General features: G+C 63.1%; 18 protein-coding genes and 1 tRNA gene. 13 read left to right on the top strand and 6 right to left on the bottom strand.

Annotated features, from left to right (window positions below):
* Positions 1-80: 80 nt before the first annotated feature.
* Positions 81-311, bottom strand: a complete 231-nt coding sequence (locus tag I6F16_RS21535; RefSeq protein ID WP_225113095.1) for a hypothetical protein — start codon at positions 309-311, stop codon at positions 81-83.
* Between the two features lie 359 nt (positions 312-670).
* Here I6F16_RS21535 and I6F16_RS21530 point away from each other — a divergent pair, with 359 nt between their 5' ends.
* Complete coding sequence (locus I6F16_RS21530) at positions 671-1,561, top strand: hypothetical protein (RefSeq protein ID WP_036010217.1); 891 nt, start codon at positions 671-673, stop codon at positions 1,559-1,561.
* Between the two features lie 63 nt (positions 1,562-1,624).
* Here I6F16_RS21530 and pepT read toward each other — a convergent pair whose 3' ends face one another.
* Positions 1,625-2,875 carry a peptidase T gene (pepT, locus tag I6F16_RS21525; protein ID WP_036025351.1) on the bottom strand — a complete coding sequence of 417 codons (1,251 nt, stop codon included), beginning with the start codon at positions 2,873-2,875 and terminating at the stop codon, positions 1,625-1,627.
* 97 nt (positions 2,876-2,972) lie between these two features.
* The gene (locus I6F16_RS21520) at positions 2,973-3,302 is read right to left on the bottom strand and encodes an HU family DNA-binding protein (RefSeq protein WP_036010212.1); all 330 of its coding nucleotides are present in this window, start codon (positions 3,300-3,302) and stop codon (positions 2,973-2,975) included.
* A gap of 233 nt (positions 3,303-3,535) precedes the next feature.
* Between I6F16_RS21520 and I6F16_RS21515 the strand changes: the two genes are divergently transcribed.
* Positions 3,536-3,612: transfer RNA gene (locus I6F16_RS21515), tRNA-Asp, on the top strand.
* Positions 3,613-3,711: 99 nt separating this feature from the next.
* On the opposite strand, the gene I6F16_RS21510 is transcribed toward I6F16_RS21515, so the two are convergent.
* Both I6F16_RS21510 and I6F16_RS21505 read right to left on the bottom strand, forming a co-directional pair.
* Positions 3,712-5,211 carry a caspase family protein gene (locus I6F16_RS21510; protein WP_225113096.1) on the bottom strand — a complete coding sequence of 500 codons (1,500 nt, stop codon included), beginning with the start codon at positions 5,209-5,211 and terminating at the stop codon, positions 3,712-3,714.
* 16 nt (positions 5,212-5,227) lie between these two features.
* Complete coding sequence (locus I6F16_RS21505) at positions 5,228-7,423, bottom strand: caspase family protein (RefSeq protein ID WP_225173982.1); 2,196 nt, start codon at positions 7,421-7,423, stop codon at positions 5,228-5,230.
* Between the two features lie 238 nt (positions 7,424-7,661).
* Between I6F16_RS21505 and I6F16_RS21500 the strand changes: the two genes are divergently transcribed.
* On the top strand, positions 7,662-7,913 hold the full coding sequence (locus tag I6F16_RS21500) for a hypothetical protein (protein WP_225113098.1): 252 nt from the start codon (positions 7,662-7,664) through the stop codon (positions 7,911-7,913).
* A gap of 252 nt (positions 7,914-8,165) precedes the next feature.
* Positions 8,166-9,272: an autotransporter domain-containing protein gene (locus tag I6F16_RS21495; protein WP_225173981.1), complete on the top strand. Its 1,107-nt coding sequence runs from the start codon at positions 8,166-8,168 to the stop codon at positions 9,270-9,272.
* A 164-nt stretch (positions 9,273-9,436) separates the two neighbouring features.
* Here the strand turns inward: I6F16_RS21495 and I6F16_RS21490 are convergent, their stop codons facing one another.
* On the bottom strand, positions 9,437-9,640 hold the full coding sequence (locus I6F16_RS21490) for a hypothetical protein (protein ID WP_036010204.1): 204 nt from the start codon (positions 9,638-9,640) through the stop codon (positions 9,437-9,439).
* A 379-nt stretch (positions 9,641-10,019) separates the two neighbouring features.
* Here I6F16_RS21490 and I6F16_RS21485 point away from each other — a divergent pair, with 379 nt between their 5' ends.
* The 9 genes from I6F16_RS21485 to nuoF all read left to right on the top strand — a co-directional run bounded on the left by I6F16_RS21485 (position 10,020) and on the right by nuoF (position 18,845).
* Entirely contained in the window at positions 10,020-12,266 is a 2,247-nt protein-coding gene (locus I6F16_RS21485) for a TonB-dependent siderophore receptor (protein ID WP_225173996.1), read from the top strand.
* A gap of 665 nt (positions 12,267-12,931) precedes the next feature.
* Entirely contained in the window at positions 12,932-13,297 is a 366-nt protein-coding gene (locus I6F16_RS21480) for an NADH-quinone oxidoreductase subunit A (protein ID WP_008136158.1), read from the top strand.
* A complete protein-coding gene (locus I6F16_RS21475; RefSeq protein ID WP_172783815.1) occupies positions 13,294-13,878 on the top strand; it encodes an NADH-quinone oxidoreductase subunit B in 585 nt (194 codons plus the stop codon). Before I6F16_RS21480 ends, I6F16_RS21475 begins: the two co-directional genes overlap by 4 nt.
* 11 nt (positions 13,879-13,889) lie before the next feature.
* The gene (locus I6F16_RS21470; protein WP_057029443.1) at positions 13,890-14,504 is read left to right on the top strand and encodes an NADH-quinone oxidoreductase subunit C; all 615 of its coding nucleotides are present in this window, start codon (positions 13,890-13,892) and stop codon (positions 14,502-14,504) included.
* 2 nt (positions 14,505-14,506) lie between these two features.
* Positions 14,507-15,703 carry an NADH-quinone oxidoreductase subunit D gene (locus I6F16_RS21465; protein ID WP_036010192.1) on the top strand — a complete coding sequence of 399 codons (1,197 nt, stop codon included), beginning with the start codon at positions 14,507-14,509 and terminating at the stop codon, positions 15,701-15,703.
* Positions 15,703-16,680 (top strand): FkbM family methyltransferase, encoded by a 978-nt coding sequence (locus tag I6F16_RS21460; RefSeq protein WP_036025345.1) that lies wholly within the window; start codon positions 15,703-15,705, stop codon positions 16,678-16,680. The genes I6F16_RS21465 and I6F16_RS21460 overlap by 1 nt, the downstream gene beginning before the upstream one ends.
* A gap of 12 nt (positions 16,681-16,692) precedes the next feature.
* Entirely contained in the window at positions 16,693-17,304 is a 612-nt protein-coding gene (gene nuoE / locus I6F16_RS21455; RefSeq protein WP_036025344.1) for an NADH-quinone oxidoreductase subunit NuoE, read from the top strand.
* Positions 17,304-17,504, top strand: a complete 201-nt coding sequence (locus tag I6F16_RS21450; protein WP_050991808.1) for a hypothetical protein — start codon at positions 17,304-17,306, stop codon at positions 17,502-17,504. The genes nuoE and I6F16_RS21450 overlap by 1 nt, the downstream gene beginning before the upstream one ends.
* A 15-nt stretch (positions 17,505-17,519) precedes the next feature.
* On the top strand, positions 17,520-18,845 hold the full coding sequence (gene nuoF, locus I6F16_RS21445) for an NADH-quinone oxidoreductase subunit NuoF (protein ID WP_036025343.1): 1,326 nt from the start codon (positions 17,520-17,522) through the stop codon (positions 18,843-18,845).
* Position 18,846: the final 1 nt, after the last annotated feature.

Raw genomic sequence — 18,846 nt, 5'->3', positions numbered from 1 at the left:
GTGCGGGAACAGTGTCGACCCGCAACATTGTTACGTCCCTGGAACAATTGCCGCAGCAGTGCATGCGCTGCCAGCGCCTCTCACTGGCGGATAATGACGCGCCGATGCGGCGTCATGGTTTCGAACGCGGGGGCCGGAGCGTCGCTGCCATTGTCACCTTCCATGGTGATGACCGCCCGACAGCTCGCTTCCATAGCCCGTTCCAGCCATTTGATGGCTTCGTCGATCCATTGGTCGTGGTGCTCGGGATCGGCGAGGGCCTTCTCCCGGAATGCATTCGCCTGATGCAGGCACGCCGTTCTGCGGTCCACGCGCCTCTCCTGATCCGGAGGTTCCGCCCCGATCGCATCATTGATGATCCCGGATCCGGCGTCGTTAACATACGACAGGAGGAAACCTGCCGGCCGCAACGCGGAAAGGCCCCAGCCGGACGAGCCGGCTGAGGCCTCATGTGCTCACAATCTCTATCCCTAGGACTTGGACAGACAACCCGCATCCTCCAAGTTCGTTCCATACGATCTGTCCAATTTGGAACGTTCCTCATACCTCGCGATTAGCGAGAGAAGAAACTGAGGAGGACGGACAATGGACGGACTGATTTATCTGATCGGCTTGATCGTCGTCATCATGGCGATCCTGTCGTTCTTCGGCCTGCGCTGAGAGCGCCGCGATGACGGTCGAGACTCTGATGCGGGAAGAGGTCATGGAAGGCGGCTTGGCAGTTGAGGCGCCTCGAACCATCCAGTGGAGCTCGGTGTTCGCGGGCGCGCTTGCTGCGAGTGCAATGTCGTTCATCCTGATCGGTTTTGGTGTCGCGGTCGGCCTCGGTGTCAGTTCGGCCTCGCCGAGCTGGCGCGATGCGTCGGCGGCGCTGGCGCTACTCTCCGGGCTCTATCTGATCATCCAGGCGATCGTCAGTTTTGGATTTGGCGGTTACGTCGCCGGCCGGACCACCCGGTCCGAGCCCGCGCTCGCAACGATCGAGGATGACGGCGAGCGGCGGGACGGGCTTCACGGGTTGACCGCCTGGGCGCTGGCAGTCCTGGCCGGCGCCGCGCTGCTGGCCCTTCTCGGCGCTGCCGCGATCGACCGTTCCCCGATGCGCAGCTCGGCGAGCAACACCTCGGCCGCCGAGCCCCTGTTGAGCTATGAGCTCGACAAGCTGTTCCGCGCGCCGCGCCGCGCTCCGAACACCGACCTAAGGGAAGCGCGCGCCGAAGCCGGACGTATCCTGATGACGTCGTCCAGCCACAGCGGCGTCGCCGCCGATGACCGGACGTACCTCGTGCAGCAGGTCGCCGCGGTCACGGGACTGGCGGCCCCCGACGCCGAAAAGCGCGTTGACGCCCTGATCGCAGACGCGAAGACGGCGATCAACCGCGCGCGGCGCAACTCGATCATCGTGGCGTTCTCGGTCGCAGCCGCGACCCTGATCGGCGCCGCAGTGGCCTGGGCCGCGGCGGTTGCCGGCGGACGCCATCGCGATGGAGAGCCGTTGCCGAACTGGATGGCGAGCGCCAACCGCTTCCACCGCAACCCGCGCGCAATGCCGGTGCCGTAGGCCCCTCAACCAAATGGAAATGGCCGGGCACAAGCCCGGCCATATTCGACTCTTCAGGAAGCGTCAGGCCTTCTCTTCCCAGATCATCGCCAGATGCACGATGGTCTGCACCGCCTTCTCCATGTCCTGCCGGCTGACCCATTCGAGCCGCGAATGGAACGCGTGCTCGCCGGCAAAGATGTTGGGGCAGGGCAGGCCCATGAAGGACAGGCGCGAGCCGTCGGTGCCGCCGCGGATCGCGGTGCGCATCGGGCGCAGGCCGGCGCGGCGGATCGCCTCGATGGCGTATTCGAGCACGTGCGGGTGACGATCGATCACCTGCTTCATGTTGCGGTACTGCTCCTTGACCTCGAACGTGTAGGTCGAGCGCGGGTAGTCCTTCATGACGTCCTTGACGATGCCCTCGAGCAGCGCCTCCTTCTCCTTTAGCCCCTCCTCGGTGAAGTCGCGGACGATGAAGGAGAGCGTCGCCTGTTCGAGCGCGCCGTCGATGCCGATCGGATGCAGAAAACCCTGCTTGCCTGAGGTGGTCTCGGGCGAGCAGCCCTCCTTCGGCAGGCGCTCGACGATGGCGGCGGCGATCTTGATCGCGTGCTCCATCTTGCCCTTGGCGTAGCCGGGATGGGCGCTGACGCCGTTGATGGTGATGGTGGCGCCGTCGGCCGAGAAGGTCTCGTCCTCGACGCAGCCGGCGCTCTCGCCGTCCATGGTGTAACCGAAATCGGCGCCAAGCTTGTTCAGGTCGACATTATCGACACCGCGGCCGATCTCCTCGTCCGGCGTGAACAGGATCTTGATGGTGCCGTGCTTCACGTCGGGATTGTTGATGAAGAAATGCGCGGCATCCATGATCTCGGCGACGCCGGCCTTGTTGTCGGCGCCTAATAGCGTCGTGCCGTCGGTGGTGATGATGTCGTTGCCGATCTGGTTCTTCAGCGCAGGGTGCTCATTGAAGCGGATCACCTGGCTGGTGTCGCCGGGCAGGACGATGTCGCCGCCGCGATAGTTCTTCACGATTTGCGGCTTGACGTCCTTGCCGGTGACGTCGGGCGAGGTGTCCATGTGCGAGCAGAAGCAGATCACCGGCACCTTCTTGTCGGTGTTGGCCGGGATCGTTCCGTAGACGTAGCCGTAATCGTCGAGATGCGCGTCCACAACGCCCATGGCCTTCAGCTCGGCAGCGAGCACGCGGCCGAGATCCTTCTGCTTCTCGGTCGACGGCGAGCTGGGGGATGCCGGATCGGACTGGGTGTCGATGGTGACGTAGCGCAGGAAGCGCTCGGTCACGGTATGCGAAAAGGAGAGGGAGGACATTCTGGTCAAACCGCCGGGTGTTCTTGAAGCTGGCGGTATATCAGAAAAGCGGGCCGTGATGCGGCCGCAACGGGCTCGGGGGCGGGCTTTAGCGGCCTCAGATCGCTTCCTTCAGTTCCTTCACCGGGCGGAACGCGACCTTCCTGGTGGCCTTGATGTGGATCGCTTCGCCGGTGGAAGGATTACGGCCGGTGCGGGCGGCGCGCTTGCGGACCTGGAGGATGCCGAGGCCGACGATGCGGACCCGGTCGCCCTTCTTGAGGTGCTTGGTGATCAGATCGACCATGTCGGTCAGCACGGCCTCGGCATGCTTTTTGGAGACATCCTGGCGCTCGGCAATGTCGGCGGCGAGGTGCTTGAGCGTGATCGTGGCGGGCGCGGCTGCCTTCTTCGCAGAATCCTTCTTAGCCGGATCCTTCTTAGCCATGTCTGGCCTCCTCGATCTTGCAGATCGTCCAGAGGGAGATGGCCCCTGACCCGCAAGTTCCCGGAGGCGTAGACGATTCGGGACCGGACTGACTACGCCGCCGGCGTTACCGAGGGCCGCGTTCGTGTGTGCCAGCAGTGGAATCCGCTGGTTTGAGCTGTGGATGCAACATCCTTGACTTCACCAGATCGGGCCTTTAAGTCCCCCCTCGTTCCGCAGACATTGCGTGTCACGCGGGAGTAGCTCAGTTGGTTAGAGCGCCGGCCTGTCACGCCGGAGGTCGCGGGTTCGAGCCCCGTCTCTCGCGCCATTTTTGGCAGATGGATCAAATAGTTGCTGTCTTTTGCAGCCAAAAGCGCCGCTTGGACTGCTGTTTCATCCCGATCGCTTCCTCCCCGCCAGAATTCGTCTATTTCGGCTTGGACTCCTCGATATGCGCGAGGATTCGCCGTGCGTCGGTGCTGCCGGCCTGCGCTGCCTTGGCCAGGAGCCGCCTGGCCTCGGCAAGGTCCCGTCGGCCGCCGATTCCGTTGGCGTTGCACCGGGCGAGATTGACCAGGGCTTCGAGTCCGCCCATCGCGGCGCCCCTCTGGTACAGCGCCCGAGCCAATTTCAGGTCTCGCCTGGCTCCCAGTCCCTTCTCGGCAAGCTCCCCCATCCTGTTGACGGCCGTCGCATCGCCGAGCTCGGCGGCCCGCTGGTACAACGCATAGGCCTTTGCGGGATCGCTGGCCGCGCCGATTCCACGCTCCTGCTGTAGGCCGAGGCTGACGAGTGCTGGCGCAATCTTCTTCTCGGCGGCCATCTCATAGTAGAAGCGCGAGCGGGCGGGATCTTTCTCGACGCCGTTGCCGTTCTCGTACATCAATCCGAGCTCGTAGAGCGCGCGTGCGTTGCCGAGCTCGGATGCCGCCTTGTAGCTCGCCACCGCTCCTCCGTAATCGCGCATGGCGAACAATGAACGCCCGAGCTGGTAGTGCAGGCGGTCCGCCCCTGGCCACCGCTTGACCGCCTCCGCGCACGCCGCAACCGCGCTCGCCGCCTTTAGATTGTCGCGCGTCTCGCCTTGGTCGGCGCCGGCTGCCCTCAAATCCGCGAGCCCGGCAACGGCGTTGTCGCAGTGCTGCATGACGGCGGTATCGTCCTGGACGACTTGCTTGACGGGATGGAGATAGATCTTGTCCTTGGAAAGCTGACCATACATGTAGGGCGTCTGCTTCCGGTGCGTTGCCTGCCGAACCTCGTCGCGAACGTTGCGAAACACGAAGTTGATCTCGAGGTCGGCCTGCCGGAGGTATTTCAGCAGCGCCGCAGCGAAAGGGCTGTTGCGGCCTTCGCCTTCTTCCGCGGTCCGCCCCGGCTCCGCTGGAAAGAACACGAGCGTGTTGCGGATCGGTGTGCTTCCGGCTGAGGTCAGGGAAGAGCTGCTGCTGCGGCTATTCGGTATCGCAGGGAACGGGTTCTCCCGCATGGCATCCAGGATCACCAGACCCAGCCTGCGAGCCCGCCCTGCGGCAGCGGTCACCGCAGCCAGGGGAACGGTCTCTGCGTTGGCCGATTCAGGTGTGGCGAGATGCGCATCGACGGGGATCAGGTAACTGCCGACACCGGCGGCTGCGCTGTATCCGGCAAAATAGAAGATCGCGATGTCCGCAGCGGCGGACTTCTCGGTGAAGGCGACGAGCCCCACGCGCAGATCGTCGATGGTCGTGTTCTTGCGCAGATCGACATCGAAGCCGAGGCCGGCGAGACCCGCGGCAATGTCCTCGGCATCATTGACGGGAGAGCCGAGCGGCGGCGCGTTCGCGTAGCTCGCGTTTCCAATGACCAAGGCGACACGGCGGTTGGAAGCTTCTGCTTCGGCGTCGAAGAGAAGCCCGATGGCAATGAACAGTGCCAGCCAGCGCAAGTTGGAGTCGCGTCCCTTAGTCGATGCCCGAACGGAGCTGCCGCCTCATCCAGTCGCGGTCGGTGAGAAAATCGAGGCCGAGCAGACCATAGTCGACGCGCAGAAACCCGTCCACTCCAGACGACACCGCCGCGGGAGTCTGCCGCGCGACCTCCTGCGCCATCACGCCGACATAGAACCTCGCATCGCCCTTGTATCGATAGCGATAGAGGCGGAGGCCAGTATCGGTCCAGCCGAGTGCCGTAATGTCCTCCTTGAGGCGGATGTCCGATGGAATGGTGACGCGGCTCGCGGCATTCGAAGCGGCAGTCGAGGCCGCTCTGCTGGCCGCGCTTGATGCAGCGCTCGAGGCTGATCGGCTGGCAGCGTTCGACGCTGCGGCTGATGCCGCCTGCGATGCCGCCCGGCTTGCTGCGCTCGACGCGGCATTGCTGACCGCAGTCGAAACGGCATTGCTGACAACGTTGCCGACGACGTTGCTGACGACGCCGCTGACCACATTGCCGACATTCTGGTTCACGCGTGCAACTACTCGCCGATATTCGCGATTGCGAACCTTTTCCTCTTCCGAGCGGGTGTAGGCGGAAACCAGGAGCCCGCGCCTGCGCGCCTCGGTCACCGCGTTGATCATGCATCCCTTGGGATTGCCCTTGGACCGGCAAAGCTGGAATTGAAGCTGGACGTAGTCCGGGTATTTTTTGATGGATCTGGCGCACGCCCCGGAATCGCCGTCGAAGCAGGCGTTCACGTCGCTATCGTGCGCTGATTGCAGCATCAGTTCGGTGGAATTGACCGGTCGCAGGGCAAGGTCGCTGCCCGGCGGCAGGCGGTTATGGCGCGAGCTCGGATAGCGCTCGGCAAACCGGCCAACCACGCTCTTGTCGCGTGATTCCTTCAGGACGTCCCATGCCTTCTCGACTGCCTCCGAATTGCCGGTGGTCGTCTCGGCCGAGGCGAGCTGATAGCTCGCCGGTGGCGGACCGGGCATGTCGATCTGCCCGGTGGCTTGGCCCGGCTTAGCCGATTTCTCGAGCGAAGCCAGCGCGACCCGGGCGCTCTCGACATGCTCGCCAAACGGATAGAGATCCAAATAGGCGCGGTAGGCCGCGAGCGACTTCTGTCGCTCGACGATCTTCCAGGCGTTCGTTTCAGCTGTCTGCAACTGCGCAATGCGCTGGTCGATTTCGGCCCTATGCGCGCTCGCCGGGAATTGCTGGGCGAAACGGCGCAAGGTCGCGATCTCGTTGGTCGAGCGGACGAACTCCCAGGCGAGCTGCTCGGCATCTGCTCCACCATCGCCGTTTGCGACCGCGGCGTCGCCGTTGAGATAGATGTCGCCCTTCGGCAGCGTCCCGTAGATTGCCGGCTCTTGTGTCCCGGTCTCCTTCCAGACTTCGTCGTGCACGATCCGGAAGAGATAGTTGATCTCGAGTTGCGGCGTTTCGACATGGCGCAGGAGCGAGCCGGAGTAGGGGCTATTCCGCCCGGTCCCATCGCTCGCCGTCGTGCCGGCAGCGGCCGCAAAGGCAACGAGCACGTTGTCGCTCACCTCGACAGGGGCAAGACCGCGCGTGTCGGCCGCGAAAGGCGTCGGGGAACGGGGTGTGCCGGACACTGGCGCGGCTGCCTTCGATGACCGCGACGACAGCGCGCGTCCCGCGGCGGCGACCTTCGTCGTTTCAAACGGGTCGTTGCGGCAGGCGTCGAGAACCACGAGGCCGATGATCTTCGGCATCACGGAGATATCGATCAGGGTCTCGAGATTGATCGCCTCGGCATAGACATCGATCTCGGACTTGATTTCGGCATCGACCGGAATCAGCCAGTTCTTTCCGTCCATTTCGACGCCATGGCCTGCGAAGAAGATCACCGCCTTGTCGGCCGTCTTCGCAGCATTGCCGAATTCGATGAGGGCCTGCCGGAAATGATTGTAATCGAGGTCGGCGAGGTGCCTGACGGAATATCCCAGACGACCCAGCGACATCGCCATGTCGGCGGCGTCGTTGGCCGGGTTGATGAGTTTTGGGACCTTGCGATAGTTGCTGTTGCCGACAACGAGCGCGATCCTGTCTCCAGCGGTCGCCTGCAGTATTGTCGAAACGAGCATCGACAATGCTACGCAGCCGAGAACGGCGATCCGGCGTGCCAGATCCTGCAACGTGAAGAGGGGACGCAAGCTGGCGAGAACGAAAATCCCGAAATGGGCAGGCATCGGCAGAAACTCAGAAAATGAAAAATCGCAGAAACGGGCTAAGGCGGCTTGTTCGTGGATTTTACATCAAGGGATGCTGGATGACGACATCAAAGGCCTCCGTGTTCAGGATTTCGTGAACCGGGAGTGGCGATGCTTCGACCAAGAGGCTGCACGTCGCGAGCGGTGAAACCAGTCGCGCTGCGCTGGTGTTGATGGCGCAGGCGGCCGAGGCCGGCGACATCTTCGGAGACTGCGGATGACCAGGACAGTCAAGTTCGCCCGTGCGCCAATTCTGGCCCTGCCGCTGCTCGTCGCTTTGTGCAGCGTGGCCCGCTGCAATGATCCGGCCGAGTCGTCACGCGACTCGATCATCCAGAACGTTCGAGAGGACGTGCGACGGCACATCCGGGCACGGGAAGCAGGCAAGCCTAAGAAAAGTCCGGAGCTGAGCCAGACGGCAACGCAGCGTGGTGCCACGAAGAAGCGAAACCGCTCGACGGTGGAGTAGTGGGATATCGGCGCGCGCCCTGCGTTGGGTTGCTTCTCGTATCCGGGCGTGTTGCTCGGCGTGCAGCGCGGCTTGGGAAAGTGTTGCAAATGAGCATCAGCTGGGCGCGCTTGATGGAGCCGAACCCCCAATTCAGCCAATCAGGTGAAGACGCCGCGGGTGCTTTGCAAATAAATTCGGCGCCTGAAGCTTGCGGGAATTTACCTCCCGCCAAGGCTCGGGGCTGAACCAGCAGGGGGCTGATCGAATACCATGAGGGCAGGAATTTTCCGCCGCAGCTTTGTCGTGGCCGTACCTTTTTTGCTTAGTCTGTTTGCGACGCGACCGGTCTCCGCACAGGAGGTCAATGTTCCGCAGCAAGTCATCAACAACACCGTTCAGAACATCATCCAGAACGTCCGCGACCAGATTCAGCATCGCAGGGTCGTTGCTCCTCCTGGAATGCTGCGCTTCAGCGGCGAGGAGTCGGATTTCGACCGTCGTGATCCGTTCGCCGCAAGCGGTGTCAGCAATCCGTTCGGTGCGCTGGCCTACGCCAAGGCTCCGGCACTTGCGGCGCCGCCCCCGGCGACCTGGCTTTACGGCGCGAACCTCGTCGGCAGTGGCGACAGTGCGCAATCGAGCGGGGTCCAGGTCAGCGTTGCGACGGTGACCGGCGCAGTCGATGTGACCAAGATCGGTATCTTCACTGCAACCGACGCGCTGACCTTCATCGGGACTGGCTCCCATTCGTGGGCGCACACCTTCACGAATGGCGGACTGACGACCGACGGTTCAATTCCATCGACTTCCGGCACCCTTTCCTATCTCAACGGCGGTTTCTCGACTGACTTCACCGCGCTCGCGAGCTGGACTCGCACCACATCCAATCTTCCCCTTGCCGCGACCGCGGACGGCACCGGCGTCGCCTATACCTGGAACGGCCAATACCGGTTCGACTTCCCCTACACCGTTTGGTTCGAGCCCACGGTCGGCGTAACCTATTCGGAGAGCTATACCGCCAATTTCGGCAGCAAGACGGGCGATTCAACCGAATTTCACGGTGGCATGCGCGCCGGCTTCGAGACGGACTGGCTGGGCTTTAAGATCCAGCCGTCGATCTCGGGTCAGTACTACAGGATCGTCGATGCGAGCGGCGCCGGCGCGGTTGGAGGTGCGGTCCCCGTTGCGGCCGGCGTGATCGGTACCAATGGCCTTCGCGGTTCCGCAAAGGTCAACGTGCTCTGGACGCCGCAGCTGTCGTCCTACCTCGAAGTTCATGGCAGCAGCATCACCTTGCCGGACCCCCTGCTGCCTGGGGTTGGCGGATTCGGAACCTCGATCGCGGGTACTCAGGCCGGCCTTCGCTATACCTGGTAGAGTGATCTCGCGACGGATGCCCGCCGTGCCCGTCGGGCATCTTCTTGCGCTCCTCTCGCGCCTGGCGGAGGCAACATCCCCGCGGCGCCGTCGCATGGGTGAAACCGAACGAAAAGGCCGCCCGAAGGCGGCCGTTTGGTATCAAACCGGACCTTTTCGGTTGTTCAGCGAATCTCGGACGTGCCCGCGCTGGTCACCACCACCGGCTTGCCGGCCTTGATGACCTGGGTGGACTGGGCGGTCTGGCTGTAATCGGCATGGGTGCGGGCCGCAATCCCGAAGCCGGCCACGGCAATGCCGGCCACCAGCGCCACCACCACGATCTTCAGGTGGGTCGCACGATCAGCAGAATGAATTGAGTGGTTCATCTGAGCCTCCCGACGGGCTTTGCCGTCGTCTACGGGCTCATCTTCTAAGCGCCGTCTGTTTCCGGATGGTTTCGCGGGTTCCGCAAAATGGTTTCATCTCGCCCGGCCGGCAAGTTTCATTCGGACGGCCGCGTTGGGCTGGTCTGGGGCGCCGTTTGGCCGCCTGATCGTCTTTCGGTGATCGCCGCCGAAGCCCGCTGATGTTGCAGCAACATACGGAAATATTGGAGCATTTCTAAGAGTCCTTCTAAGAAGCATTCAATTAGGGAATTCCCGCGCCCTCACATAAGCGTCATCGCGAGCGCATGCCGTTCCGGGGACAGGCGGCATGACGCATCGAAACATGCAGCTTTGGGGTGGCGCGTTGAACAGTCTTGGAATGCTGCGGTCGGCCGTGTTGGCGACCGCATCCGCTTGGGTTTTGATGCCTCAGGCATCGCTTGCACAACCTTCCGCGCAGAGTGGCGCGCAGAACATTCCGCCGGTGACGGTCACGGCGCCGGAAGCGCGCCGCCGTACCGCGGCGACGCCTCAGCGCCGCGCGACGCGGATCGCGGTGCAGACCGCCGCTAGCAACAGGCCGCAGCCACGGCGTGACGTCGGCTTCGTCGAGACGCCGCGCGGGCCGGTGAACGGCTACGTCGCCGGCCGCAGCTCGTCGGGCACCAAGACCAACACGCCGATCATGGAGACGCCGCAGGCGATTTCGGTGGTCGGTGCGGAACAGATTCGCGACCAGAAGCCGAACAAGTTCGACGAGATCGTGCGCTACTCGCCCGGCATTCACGGAGGAACCTACGGCGCCGACAACCGCAACGATTGGTTCCAAATTCGCGGATTCAAAGCCGAGGATGTCGGCCTGTTTCTCGATGGACTGCAGCTTTTCTATACTTCTTACGCCAGCTGGAAGCTGCAGCCATTCAACCTGGAACGCGTCGAGATCCTGCGCGGGCCGTCAGCGGTTCTGTACGGCGGATCAAATCCGGGCGGCATCGTGAACGCCATTTCGAAGACGCCGCCTGCCGAACCAATCCGCTATCTCGAGGCTGGCGTCAACAACTTCGGCAACAGTTATCTGTCGTTCGATTTTGGTGGTCCCGTTGCAACCGCCACCGAACCTGGCAAGCTGTTCTACCGCGTGGTCGGGCAGGTCAAGGGCGGCGGCACTCAGGTCGATTTCACGCCGGACAATAACTACTTCATCGCGCCGTCCTTTACCTGGAAGCCCGATGAGGACACGTCTTTCACCGTCTTGGCGTCGGCATCCAAGTACGAGACACGCAGCCTCAACTTCCTTCCTTATGTCGGCACCGTCGTGAATGCGCCCTGGGGGAAGATTCCGACGAGCCTCTTCGCCAGTGATCCGAGCGTCGACACTTTCCAGCGTGAGCAGGAAATGATCGGTTACCGTTTCGAGCGCAACCTCTCTGACAACCTCACTGTGCGGCAGAACGCGCGCTTTGCCCATGTCGACGTAACCCTTTCGACCCTTTACGGTCTCGGCTACCTGACGACGCCCGCCGCGGCAAACCTCAGCCGAGGCAACTTCCTGACCCATGGCGTCGCAAATCAGGCCAATCTCGACAATCAGGTGGAGTATCGCTTCGCGACCGGCCCGTTGCAGCACACCTCGCTGTTCGGCGTCGACCTCAAACACTACAAGATCGACGATTGGCAGGGTTTTGGTGCGGCAACGCCGCTCAATTTGCTGAACCCGGTCTATACGCCCACTGCGCGCTTCGCCGGTGCCCCTTATCAGGACGCCACGCTGACCCAGAGGCAAGTCGGCGTCTACGTGCAGGATCAGATCAGGCTTGATCGGCTGACGCTGGTGTTGTCGGGTCGCAACGACTGGGTTGAGACTGACAATGACAACCATATCGGCGCGAGCATGGGTCGGAACGACAGCGCGTTCTCTGGCCGCGCCGGCCTGATCTATAATTTCGACAATGGGATTGCGCCTTACGTCTCCTACGCGACGAGCTTCAATCCAATCATTGGCACGAACTTCACGCTCAATCAGCTCTATCTGCCGGAGACCGCAAGGCAGGCGGAAGTCGGCCTGAAGTACCAACCGCTCGGCTTCGACGGTCATTTCGGTGTCGCGCTGTTTGATCTGAAGCGCGACAACGTGCTGACTACCGACCCCAACAATGCGTTGTGGTCCGTGCAGACCGGGCAGGTAACCTCGCGCGGTATCGAGCTCGAAGCCGTAGCCAACGTTATGCCCGGGCTGAAGGTAATCGCCTCGCATACCGTCTTCGACATCTTCGTGAGCCGCGACCTCAACAGCGCGCTGATCGGCAAGGCGCCGACCAACACGCCAAGCCAGCTCACCTCTGGCTGGGCCGACTACACCATCCAATCCGGCCCGCTGGCCGGGCTCGGTTTCGGCGGCGGCATCCGCTATGTCGGCAAATCCTACGCCGACAACATGAATACGCTGGAGGTCCCGGCCTATCTCTTGGGTGATGCGGCCGTTCACTACGACTGGCAGGGCTGGCGATACGCGCTCAACGTGTCGAACGTCACGGATAAGACCTTTGTGGGAAGCTGCTCTTCTCCCACCGCCTGCTTCTACGGCGACCGCCGCCGCGTCACCGCCAGCGTGTCCTACAAATGGTGAGGACAGGCGAGGGCAGGGCCGGAAGGCTCTGGGGCTCGGAGCAACCGATCGTGATGTTCGCCCGGCTCCGCCTGGGCGTCCGCTGATCCGTCAAGATGAGCTTCGCGGGCCATGCCGCCCGGCCCAAAGCTCATCCGAGCGCGGCGCGAGCGACCGGCAGGTCGCCGCCGCCGCGCTCGCGGCCGGTTCGGAGCCAATGGCAGGCACATTCGCCGGACGAGCCCTGGTCCCGTGATGACGCATGGCTCCTCCGATTACTCTGAGCTGTGGACAGGTCTTTCCTGCACCTGAAGGCGGCCGCACAGCATTGATGTCCTGACCGCGCCGATTGGCAAATCTGTCGCCGCGACAACGGGGGGAAGTGCCCCTGCGGCGCTGCATCAAAACCCGAGTTTTGGTCCGTCAGCGCAGCAATCAGCTGCCTCGGCCCGAGTGCCGCAATCTCAGAACGGCTGACCTGCGAGACCGTGGCAGCCCTTGCTGGGTGGGGCGATCTGCTCCATACCAGCCGCGGGGTGATTCCGGGATTTTCACCGTGCTGGGGGCGGCAAAGGGCCTGAAAAGAGCGTGTCTTGCGCCCATTGGTGCACTGCGCTAAGGCTCAGAATAATTCCAAATCGGACGAATCCGTGGCTGTCCCGAGGCTGCGGGAAAAGGGCTCGCCAATGAGCGGCATTCTGCAGAACTATCTTCCACTCGTCGTCTTTATAGGGGTAGCGGGCCTGATCGGCCTCGTGCTGCTGATCGCGCCGTTCATCGTGGCGTTCCAGCAGCCGGATCCCGAAAAGCTGTCGGCCTACGAGTGCGGCTTCAACGCCTTCGACGACGCCCGCATGAAGTTCGACGTCCGCTTCTATCTCGTCGCCATCCTCTTCATCATCTTCGATCTCGAGGTGGCGTTTCTGTTTCCCTGGGCGGTGGCGTTCGGCAAGCTTGGCGCGACCGGCTTCTGGTCCATGGTGGTGTTCCTCGCCGTGCTGACGGTCGGGTTCGCCTATGAATGGAAGAAAGGGGCCCTCGAATGGGATTGAACCCGGCTACACAGTCCGCAGGTCCGGTGATCGCACCGGCCCCGAAGGGCATTCTGGATCCTTCGACCGGCAAGCCGGTCGGGGCCAATGATCCGTTCTTCCTCGAGGTCAATTCCGAGCTGTCCGACAAGGGCTTCTTCGTGGCCGCGACCGACGACCTCATCACCTGGGCGCGTACCGGCTCTTTGATGTGGATGACCTTCGGTCTCGCCTGCTGCGCGGTCGAGATGATGCAGGTCTCGATGCCGCGCTACGACGTCGAGCGCTTCGGCTTCGCCCCGCGTGCCTCGCCGCGTCAGTCCGACGTGATGATCGTGGCGGGAACGCTGACCAACAAGATGGCGCCGGCGCTGCGCAAGGTCTACGACCAGATGCCCGAGCCGCGCTACGTCATCTCGATGGGCTCCTGCGCCAATGGCGGCGGCTATTATCACTATTCCTACTCGGTCGTGCGCGGCTGCGACCGCATCGTGCCGATCGACATCTACGTGCCGGGCTGCCCGCCCACGGCGGAGGCGCTGCTCTACGGCGTGCTGCTGCTGCAGAAGAAGATCCGGCGCACCGGCACCATCGAACGCTAAGGTTTTACGTCATGGACGACGCCAAGCTCGACGCCCTGGGGCAGACGATCGTTAGCGCGCTTCCGGGCGCCGCGACCGGTCACTCGTTGGCCTTCAACCAGCTCACCGTGGACGTCGAGGCCGCCAGGATCGTCGAGGTGGTCAAGTACCTCCGCGATGACCCGAACTGCCGGTTCGTCAACATCACCGACATCACGGCGGTGGACTATCCGGATCGCGAGAAGCGCTTCGACGTCATCTATCACTTCCTGTCGCCGACCTTGAACGCGCGCATCCGGCTCAAGGCGCAAGCCGACGAGACCACGCAGGTGCCCTCGCTGATCGACGTCTTCCCGGGCGCGGACTGGTTCGAGCGCGAAGCCTACGACCTCTACGGCGTGTTCTTCGTCGGCCATCCCGACATGCGCCGCATCCTCACGGACTACGGCTTCGAGGGCCATCCGCTGCGCAAGGATTTCCCGCTCACCGGATTCGTCGAGGTCCGCTACGACGATCAGGAGAAGCGGGTGGTGTACGAGCCGGTCCGCCTCAACCAGGAATTCCGCAAGTTCGACTTTTTATCCCCTTGGGAAGGGGCCGACTATCCGGTGCTTCCGGGCGATGAAAAAGCGGGGCCGAAGGTCTGATCATGAACGAGCAACCGCAGAATCTCCGTAACTTCACGATCAATTTCGGACCGCAGCACCCGGCGGCGCACGGCGTTTTGCGCCTCGTGCTCGAACTCGACGGCGAAGTGGTCGAGCGCGTCGATCCGCATATCGGCCTGCTTCACCGCGGCACTGAGAAGCTGATCGAGCAGAAGACTTATCTGCAGGCGATCCCTTATTTCGACCGGCTCGACTACGTCGCGCCGATGAACCAGGAGCATGCCTTCTGCCTCGCCGCCGAGAAGCTACTCGGCATCGAGGTGCCGCGCCGCGGCCAGCTGATCCGCGTGCTCTATTGCGAGATCGGCCGCATCCTCTCGCATCTGCTCAACGTCACCACGCAGGCGATGGACGTCGGCGCGCTGACCCCGCCGCTGTGGGGCTTCGAAGAGCGCGAGAAGCTGATGGTGTTCTACGAGCGCGCCTCGGGCAGCCGCATGCATGCGGCCTATTTCCGTATCGGCGGCGTGCATCAGGACCTGCCGCAGAAGCTGGTCGACGACATCGAGGCCTGGTGCGATCCGTTCCTTAAGGTTGTGGACGATCTCGACCGTCTGCTCACCGCCAATCGCATCTTCAAGCAGCGCAACGTCGACATCGGCGTGGTGCCGCTCAAGGAAGCCTGGGAATGGGGTTTCTCGGGTGTGATGGTGCGCGGCTCGGGCGCGGCCTGGGACTTGCGCAAGTCGCAGCCCTATGAGTGCTACGCCGAGATGGATTTCGACATTCCGATCGGCAAGAACGGCGACTGCTACGACCGCTACCTGATCCGCATGGAAGAGATGCGCCAGTCCGTGCGCATCATGAAACAGTGCATCCAGAAGCTGAACGCGCCTGACGGCAAGGGCCCCGTCGTCGTCGAAGACAACAAGGTCGCGCCGCCGCGCCGTGGCGAGATGAAGCGCTCGATGGAAGCGCTGATCCACCACTTCAAGCTCTACACCGAAGGCGTCCACGTGCCGGCCGGCGAGGTCTATGCTGCGGTCGAGGCGCCCAAGGGCGAGTTCGGCGTCTATCTCGTCGCCGACGGCACCAACAAGCCCTACAAGTGCAAGATCCGCGCGCCGGGCTTTGCACATCTGCAGGCCATGGACCACATCTGCCGCGGCCATCTGCTGGCCGACGTGTCGGCGATCCTAGGATCGCTCGACATCGTGTTCGGAGAGGTCGATCGGTGATGGCGCAGGCGCCAATCCAGTTTGACCGTGCCTCGGGGGCCCTTGAAGGGGCCAACCTGTGGGAGCGGACGGCTGCCTTGGCGCTGGTGACGGGATCGAAGATCTCTTCGCACTTCTCGCATATGGGCTACATCGCCTGCGCGAATTTGCTGCGCAAGACGCTACCCGAGCGCAACATCGCGATCAGGCTCAATCCCGACGCGGTGTTCGAATTCCCTTACGGCGACGGCTATTGGAGCAAGCTGCTCAACCGCTCCTACATTTACGAGGACGAGCTCGAGCTCTTGTTCGCCGATTCCATCGACGTCGACTACACGCTGCTCGATTGCGGCGCCAATTACGGTTATTGGTCGGTGCTGGTCTCGAGCAAGCCGTTCGGCGCGCATAAGGCGATCGCGATCGAGCCGTCGGGCCAGAACTATTCGAAGCTCGCCAACAATGCCCGCATCAACGCTGGCCGCTTCGAGACCATGAAATGCGCGATCGGCGCGGCGCGCGGCACCGCGCGTCTGTCGGGCACCAAGCACGAGGCCTTCAGCATCGCCGGCGATCAGTCGGCGGGCGGCGAGGAGGTTCCGGTGATCGCGCTCGACAATTTGATCGAGGACGGCAAGGTCGCGGCCACCGGCAAATACCTGATCAAGCTCGACGTCGAGGGCGTCGAGATCGAGGCGATCAAGGGCGGGGCACGGCTGCTTCAGGCCGACAGCGTCATCATGTGCGAGGAGCACGGCAGCGACCGCTCGCACGCAGTGTCGCGCTTCATCCTCGAACAGACCCCGCTGAAGCTGATCGTGTTCGATCCGCGCAGCAACCGCATGGAAACCGTGACCGAGCTGTCGATCCTCGACCGCATCAAGGTCTCGACCCACGTCGGCTACAACGTTTTCGGCACCGCAAGCGCATTCTGGCAGGACAGGATCGAGGCCATGAACGCCAAGAACCTGGATACCAAGACCGCGCGCCGCATGCAGTGAGAGATTGAAGAGATGTCCGTTCGCCGATTAGCACCGAAGGAAGTCCAGCCCGCGAGCTTTGCGTTCACGGAGGAGAACCTCGCATTCGCCCGGCAGCAGATCGCGAAATATCCCGAAGGCCGCCAGGCCTCCGCCGTCATCGCCATCCTCTGGCGTGCGCAGGAGCAGAACGAGGGCTGGGTGTCGGAAGCCGCGATCCGCGTCATCGCCGACATGCTCGACATGCCCTATATCCGCGTGCTGGAGGTCGCGACCTTCTACACCATGTTCCAGCTCGCCCCCGTCGGCAAGAAGGCTCACGTCCAGGTCTGCGGCACCACGCCGTGCCGGCTACGCGGCGCCGAGGATCTGATCCACGTCTGCGAGCACCGCATCCATCACGAGCCCTTCCATCTCTCCAAGGACGGCAATTTCAGCTGGGAGGAGGTGGAGTGCCTGGGCGCCTGCGTGAACGCGCCGATGGTGCTGATCGGCAAGGACACCTATGAGGACCTGACCAAGGAAAGCTTCGGCAAGGTGCTCGATGGCTTCGCTTCGGGCAATCCGCCCAAGCCGGGTCCGCAGAACGGCCGCCAATTCTCGGCGCCGATGACCGGACCGACCACGCTCAAGGAGATCACCTGATGCGTGATCTCGTCGTAACCGGAGGGACCGCGGCCGTGAAGAAATGGGGCTTCGTCGCCATGCACGCCGCGATCGCGGCTGCCTTCATGTTCCTGCTGCAGCGTTACTTCATGAACGCGTCGCAGGAGACCAGTCTGCTCTGGGCGCTGTTCTTCGCCGTCTGCGCCGCCGGACTTGCCTACAAGCAGTCCATTCGTTGATCGGAAAGCACTGATATGCTCGAGGACAAGGACCGCATCTTCAAGAACCTCTACGGCCTCCATGATTGGGGGCTGGAGGGTGCGCGGCGTCGCGGCGCCTGGGACGGCACCAAGAACATCATCGACAAGGGCCGCGACTGGATCATCAACGAGATGAAGGCCTCAGGGCTCCGCGGCCGCGGCGGCGCCGGCTTCCCCACCGGTCTCAAGTGGTCCTTCATGCCGAAGGAATCGACCGACGGCCGTCCCAGCTATCTCGTCGTCAACGCCGACGAATCCGAGCCCGGCACCTGCAAGGACCGCGAGATCATGCGGCATGATCCGCATCTGTTGGTCGAGGGCTGCCTGATCGCGAGCTTCGCGATGAACGCGCATGCCTGCTACATCTATGTCCGCGGCGAGTTCATCCGCGAGCGCGAGCGCCTTCAGGCCGCGATCGACCAGGCCTATGAAGCCAAGCTGATCGGCAAGGACAATCTCAACGGCTGGCCGTTCGACCTCTACGTCGCCCACGGGGCCGGCGCCTATATCTGCGGCGAGGAGACTGCGCTGCTCGAAAGCCTCGAAGGCAAGAAGGGTCAGCCGCGGCTGAAGCCGCCGTTCCCGGCGAATGTCGGTCTGTTCGGCTGCCCGACCACCGTCAACAACGTCGAATCCATCGCCGTTGCGCCCGATATCCTGCGCCGCGGCGCGGCGTGGTTCGCCGGCATCGGCCGCCCGAACAATGTCGGCACCAAGCTGTTCTGCATCTCTGGCCATGTCGAGCGGCCCTGCAACGTCGAAGAGGCCATGGGCATCCCGTTCCGTGAGCTGATCGAGAAGCATTGCGGCGGCATTCGCGGCGGCTGGGACAACCTCAAGGCCGTGATCCCCGGCGGCTCGTCGGTGCGCATGGTGCCGGCCGAGCAGATCATCGACACGCCGATGGATTTCGATAGCCTGAGCAAGCTGCGCTCGGGCCTCGGCACCGCCGCCGTGATCGTGATGGACAAGTCGACCGACCTGATCCGCGCGATCGCCCGCATCTCCTATTTCTACAAGCACGAGAGCTGCGGCCAGTGCACGCCGTGCCGCGAAGGCACGGGCTGGATGTGGCGCGTGCTGACCCGCATGGCCGAAGGCCGCGCCCACAAGCGCGAGATCGACATGCTGCTCGAGGTCACCAAGCAGGTCGAAGGCCACACCATCTGCGCGCTCGGCGACGCCGCGGCCTGGCCGATCCAGGGCCTGATCACGCACTTCCGCCACGAGATCGAAGCGCGCATCGACCAATATTCGCACAAGGCCGATGTCGACGACATCGGCGTCCGCGATCCCGTGAACATGGTCGCGGCGGAGTAAG

The sequence above is a fragment of the Bradyrhizobium sp. IC4060 genome (genome assembly GCF_020193715.1).
Classification (GTDB): domain Bacteria; phylum Pseudomonadota; class Alphaproteobacteria; order Rhizobiales; family Xanthobacteraceae; genus Bradyrhizobium; species Bradyrhizobium yuanmingense.
This window is presented reverse-complemented; position numbering and strand designations above follow the sequence as displayed.

What these genes read in the sequence shown, in the direction of transcription:
- I6F16_RS21530 (WP_036010217.1), top strand. Translation starts at nt 671, where the DNA reads ATGACGGTCGAGACTCTGATGCGGGAAGAGGTCATGGAAGGCGGCTTG.
- pepT (WP_036025351.1), bottom strand. Translation starts at nt 2,875, where the DNA reads ATGTCCTCCCTCTCCTTTTCGCATACCGTGACCGAGCGCTTCCTGCGC.
- I6F16_RS21520 (WP_036010212.1), bottom strand. Translation starts at nt 3,302, where the DNA reads ATGGCTAAGAAGGATCCGGCTAAGAAGGATTCTGCGAAGAAGGCAGCC.
- I6F16_RS21505 (WP_225173982.1), bottom strand. Translation starts at nt 7,423, where the DNA reads ATGCCTGCCCATTTCGGGATTTTCGTTCTCGCCAGCTTGCGTCCCCTC.
- I6F16_RS21500 (WP_225113098.1), top strand. Translation starts at nt 7,662, where the DNA reads ATGACCAGGACAGTCAAGTTCGCCCGTGCGCCAATTCTGGCCCTGCCG.
- I6F16_RS21495 (WP_225173981.1), top strand. Translation starts at nt 8,166, where the DNA reads ATGAGGGCAGGAATTTTCCGCCGCAGCTTTGTCGTGGCCGTACCTTTT.
- I6F16_RS21490 (WP_036010204.1), bottom strand. Translation starts at nt 9,640, where the DNA reads ATGAACCACTCAATTCATTCTGCTGATCGTGCGACCCACCTGAAGATC.
- I6F16_RS21485 (WP_225173996.1), top strand. Translation starts at nt 10,020, where the DNA reads ATGCTGCGGTCGGCCGTGTTGGCGACCGCATCCGCTTGGGTTTTGATG.
- I6F16_RS21480 (WP_008136158.1), top strand. Translation starts at nt 12,932, where the DNA reads ATGAGCGGCATTCTGCAGAACTATCTTCCACTCGTCGTCTTTATAGGG.
- I6F16_RS21470 (WP_057029443.1), top strand. Translation starts at nt 13,890, where the DNA reads ATGGACGACGCCAAGCTCGACGCCCTGGGGCAGACGATCGTTAGCGCG.
- I6F16_RS21465 (WP_036010192.1), top strand. Translation starts at nt 14,507, where the DNA reads ATGAACGAGCAACCGCAGAATCTCCGTAACTTCACGATCAATTTCGGA.
- I6F16_RS21460 (WP_036025345.1), top strand. Translation starts at nt 15,703, where the DNA reads ATGGCGCAGGCGCCAATCCAGTTTGACCGTGCCTCGGGGGCCCTTGAA.
- nuoE (WP_036025344.1), top strand. Translation starts at nt 16,693, where the DNA reads ATGTCCGTTCGCCGATTAGCACCGAAGGAAGTCCAGCCCGCGAGCTTT.
- I6F16_RS21450 (WP_050991808.1), top strand. Translation starts at nt 17,304, where the DNA reads ATGCGTGATCTCGTCGTAACCGGAGGGACCGCGGCCGTGAAGAAATGG.
- nuoF (WP_036025343.1), top strand. Translation starts at nt 17,520, where the DNA reads ATGCTCGAGGACAAGGACCGCATCTTCAAGAACCTCTACGGCCTCCAT.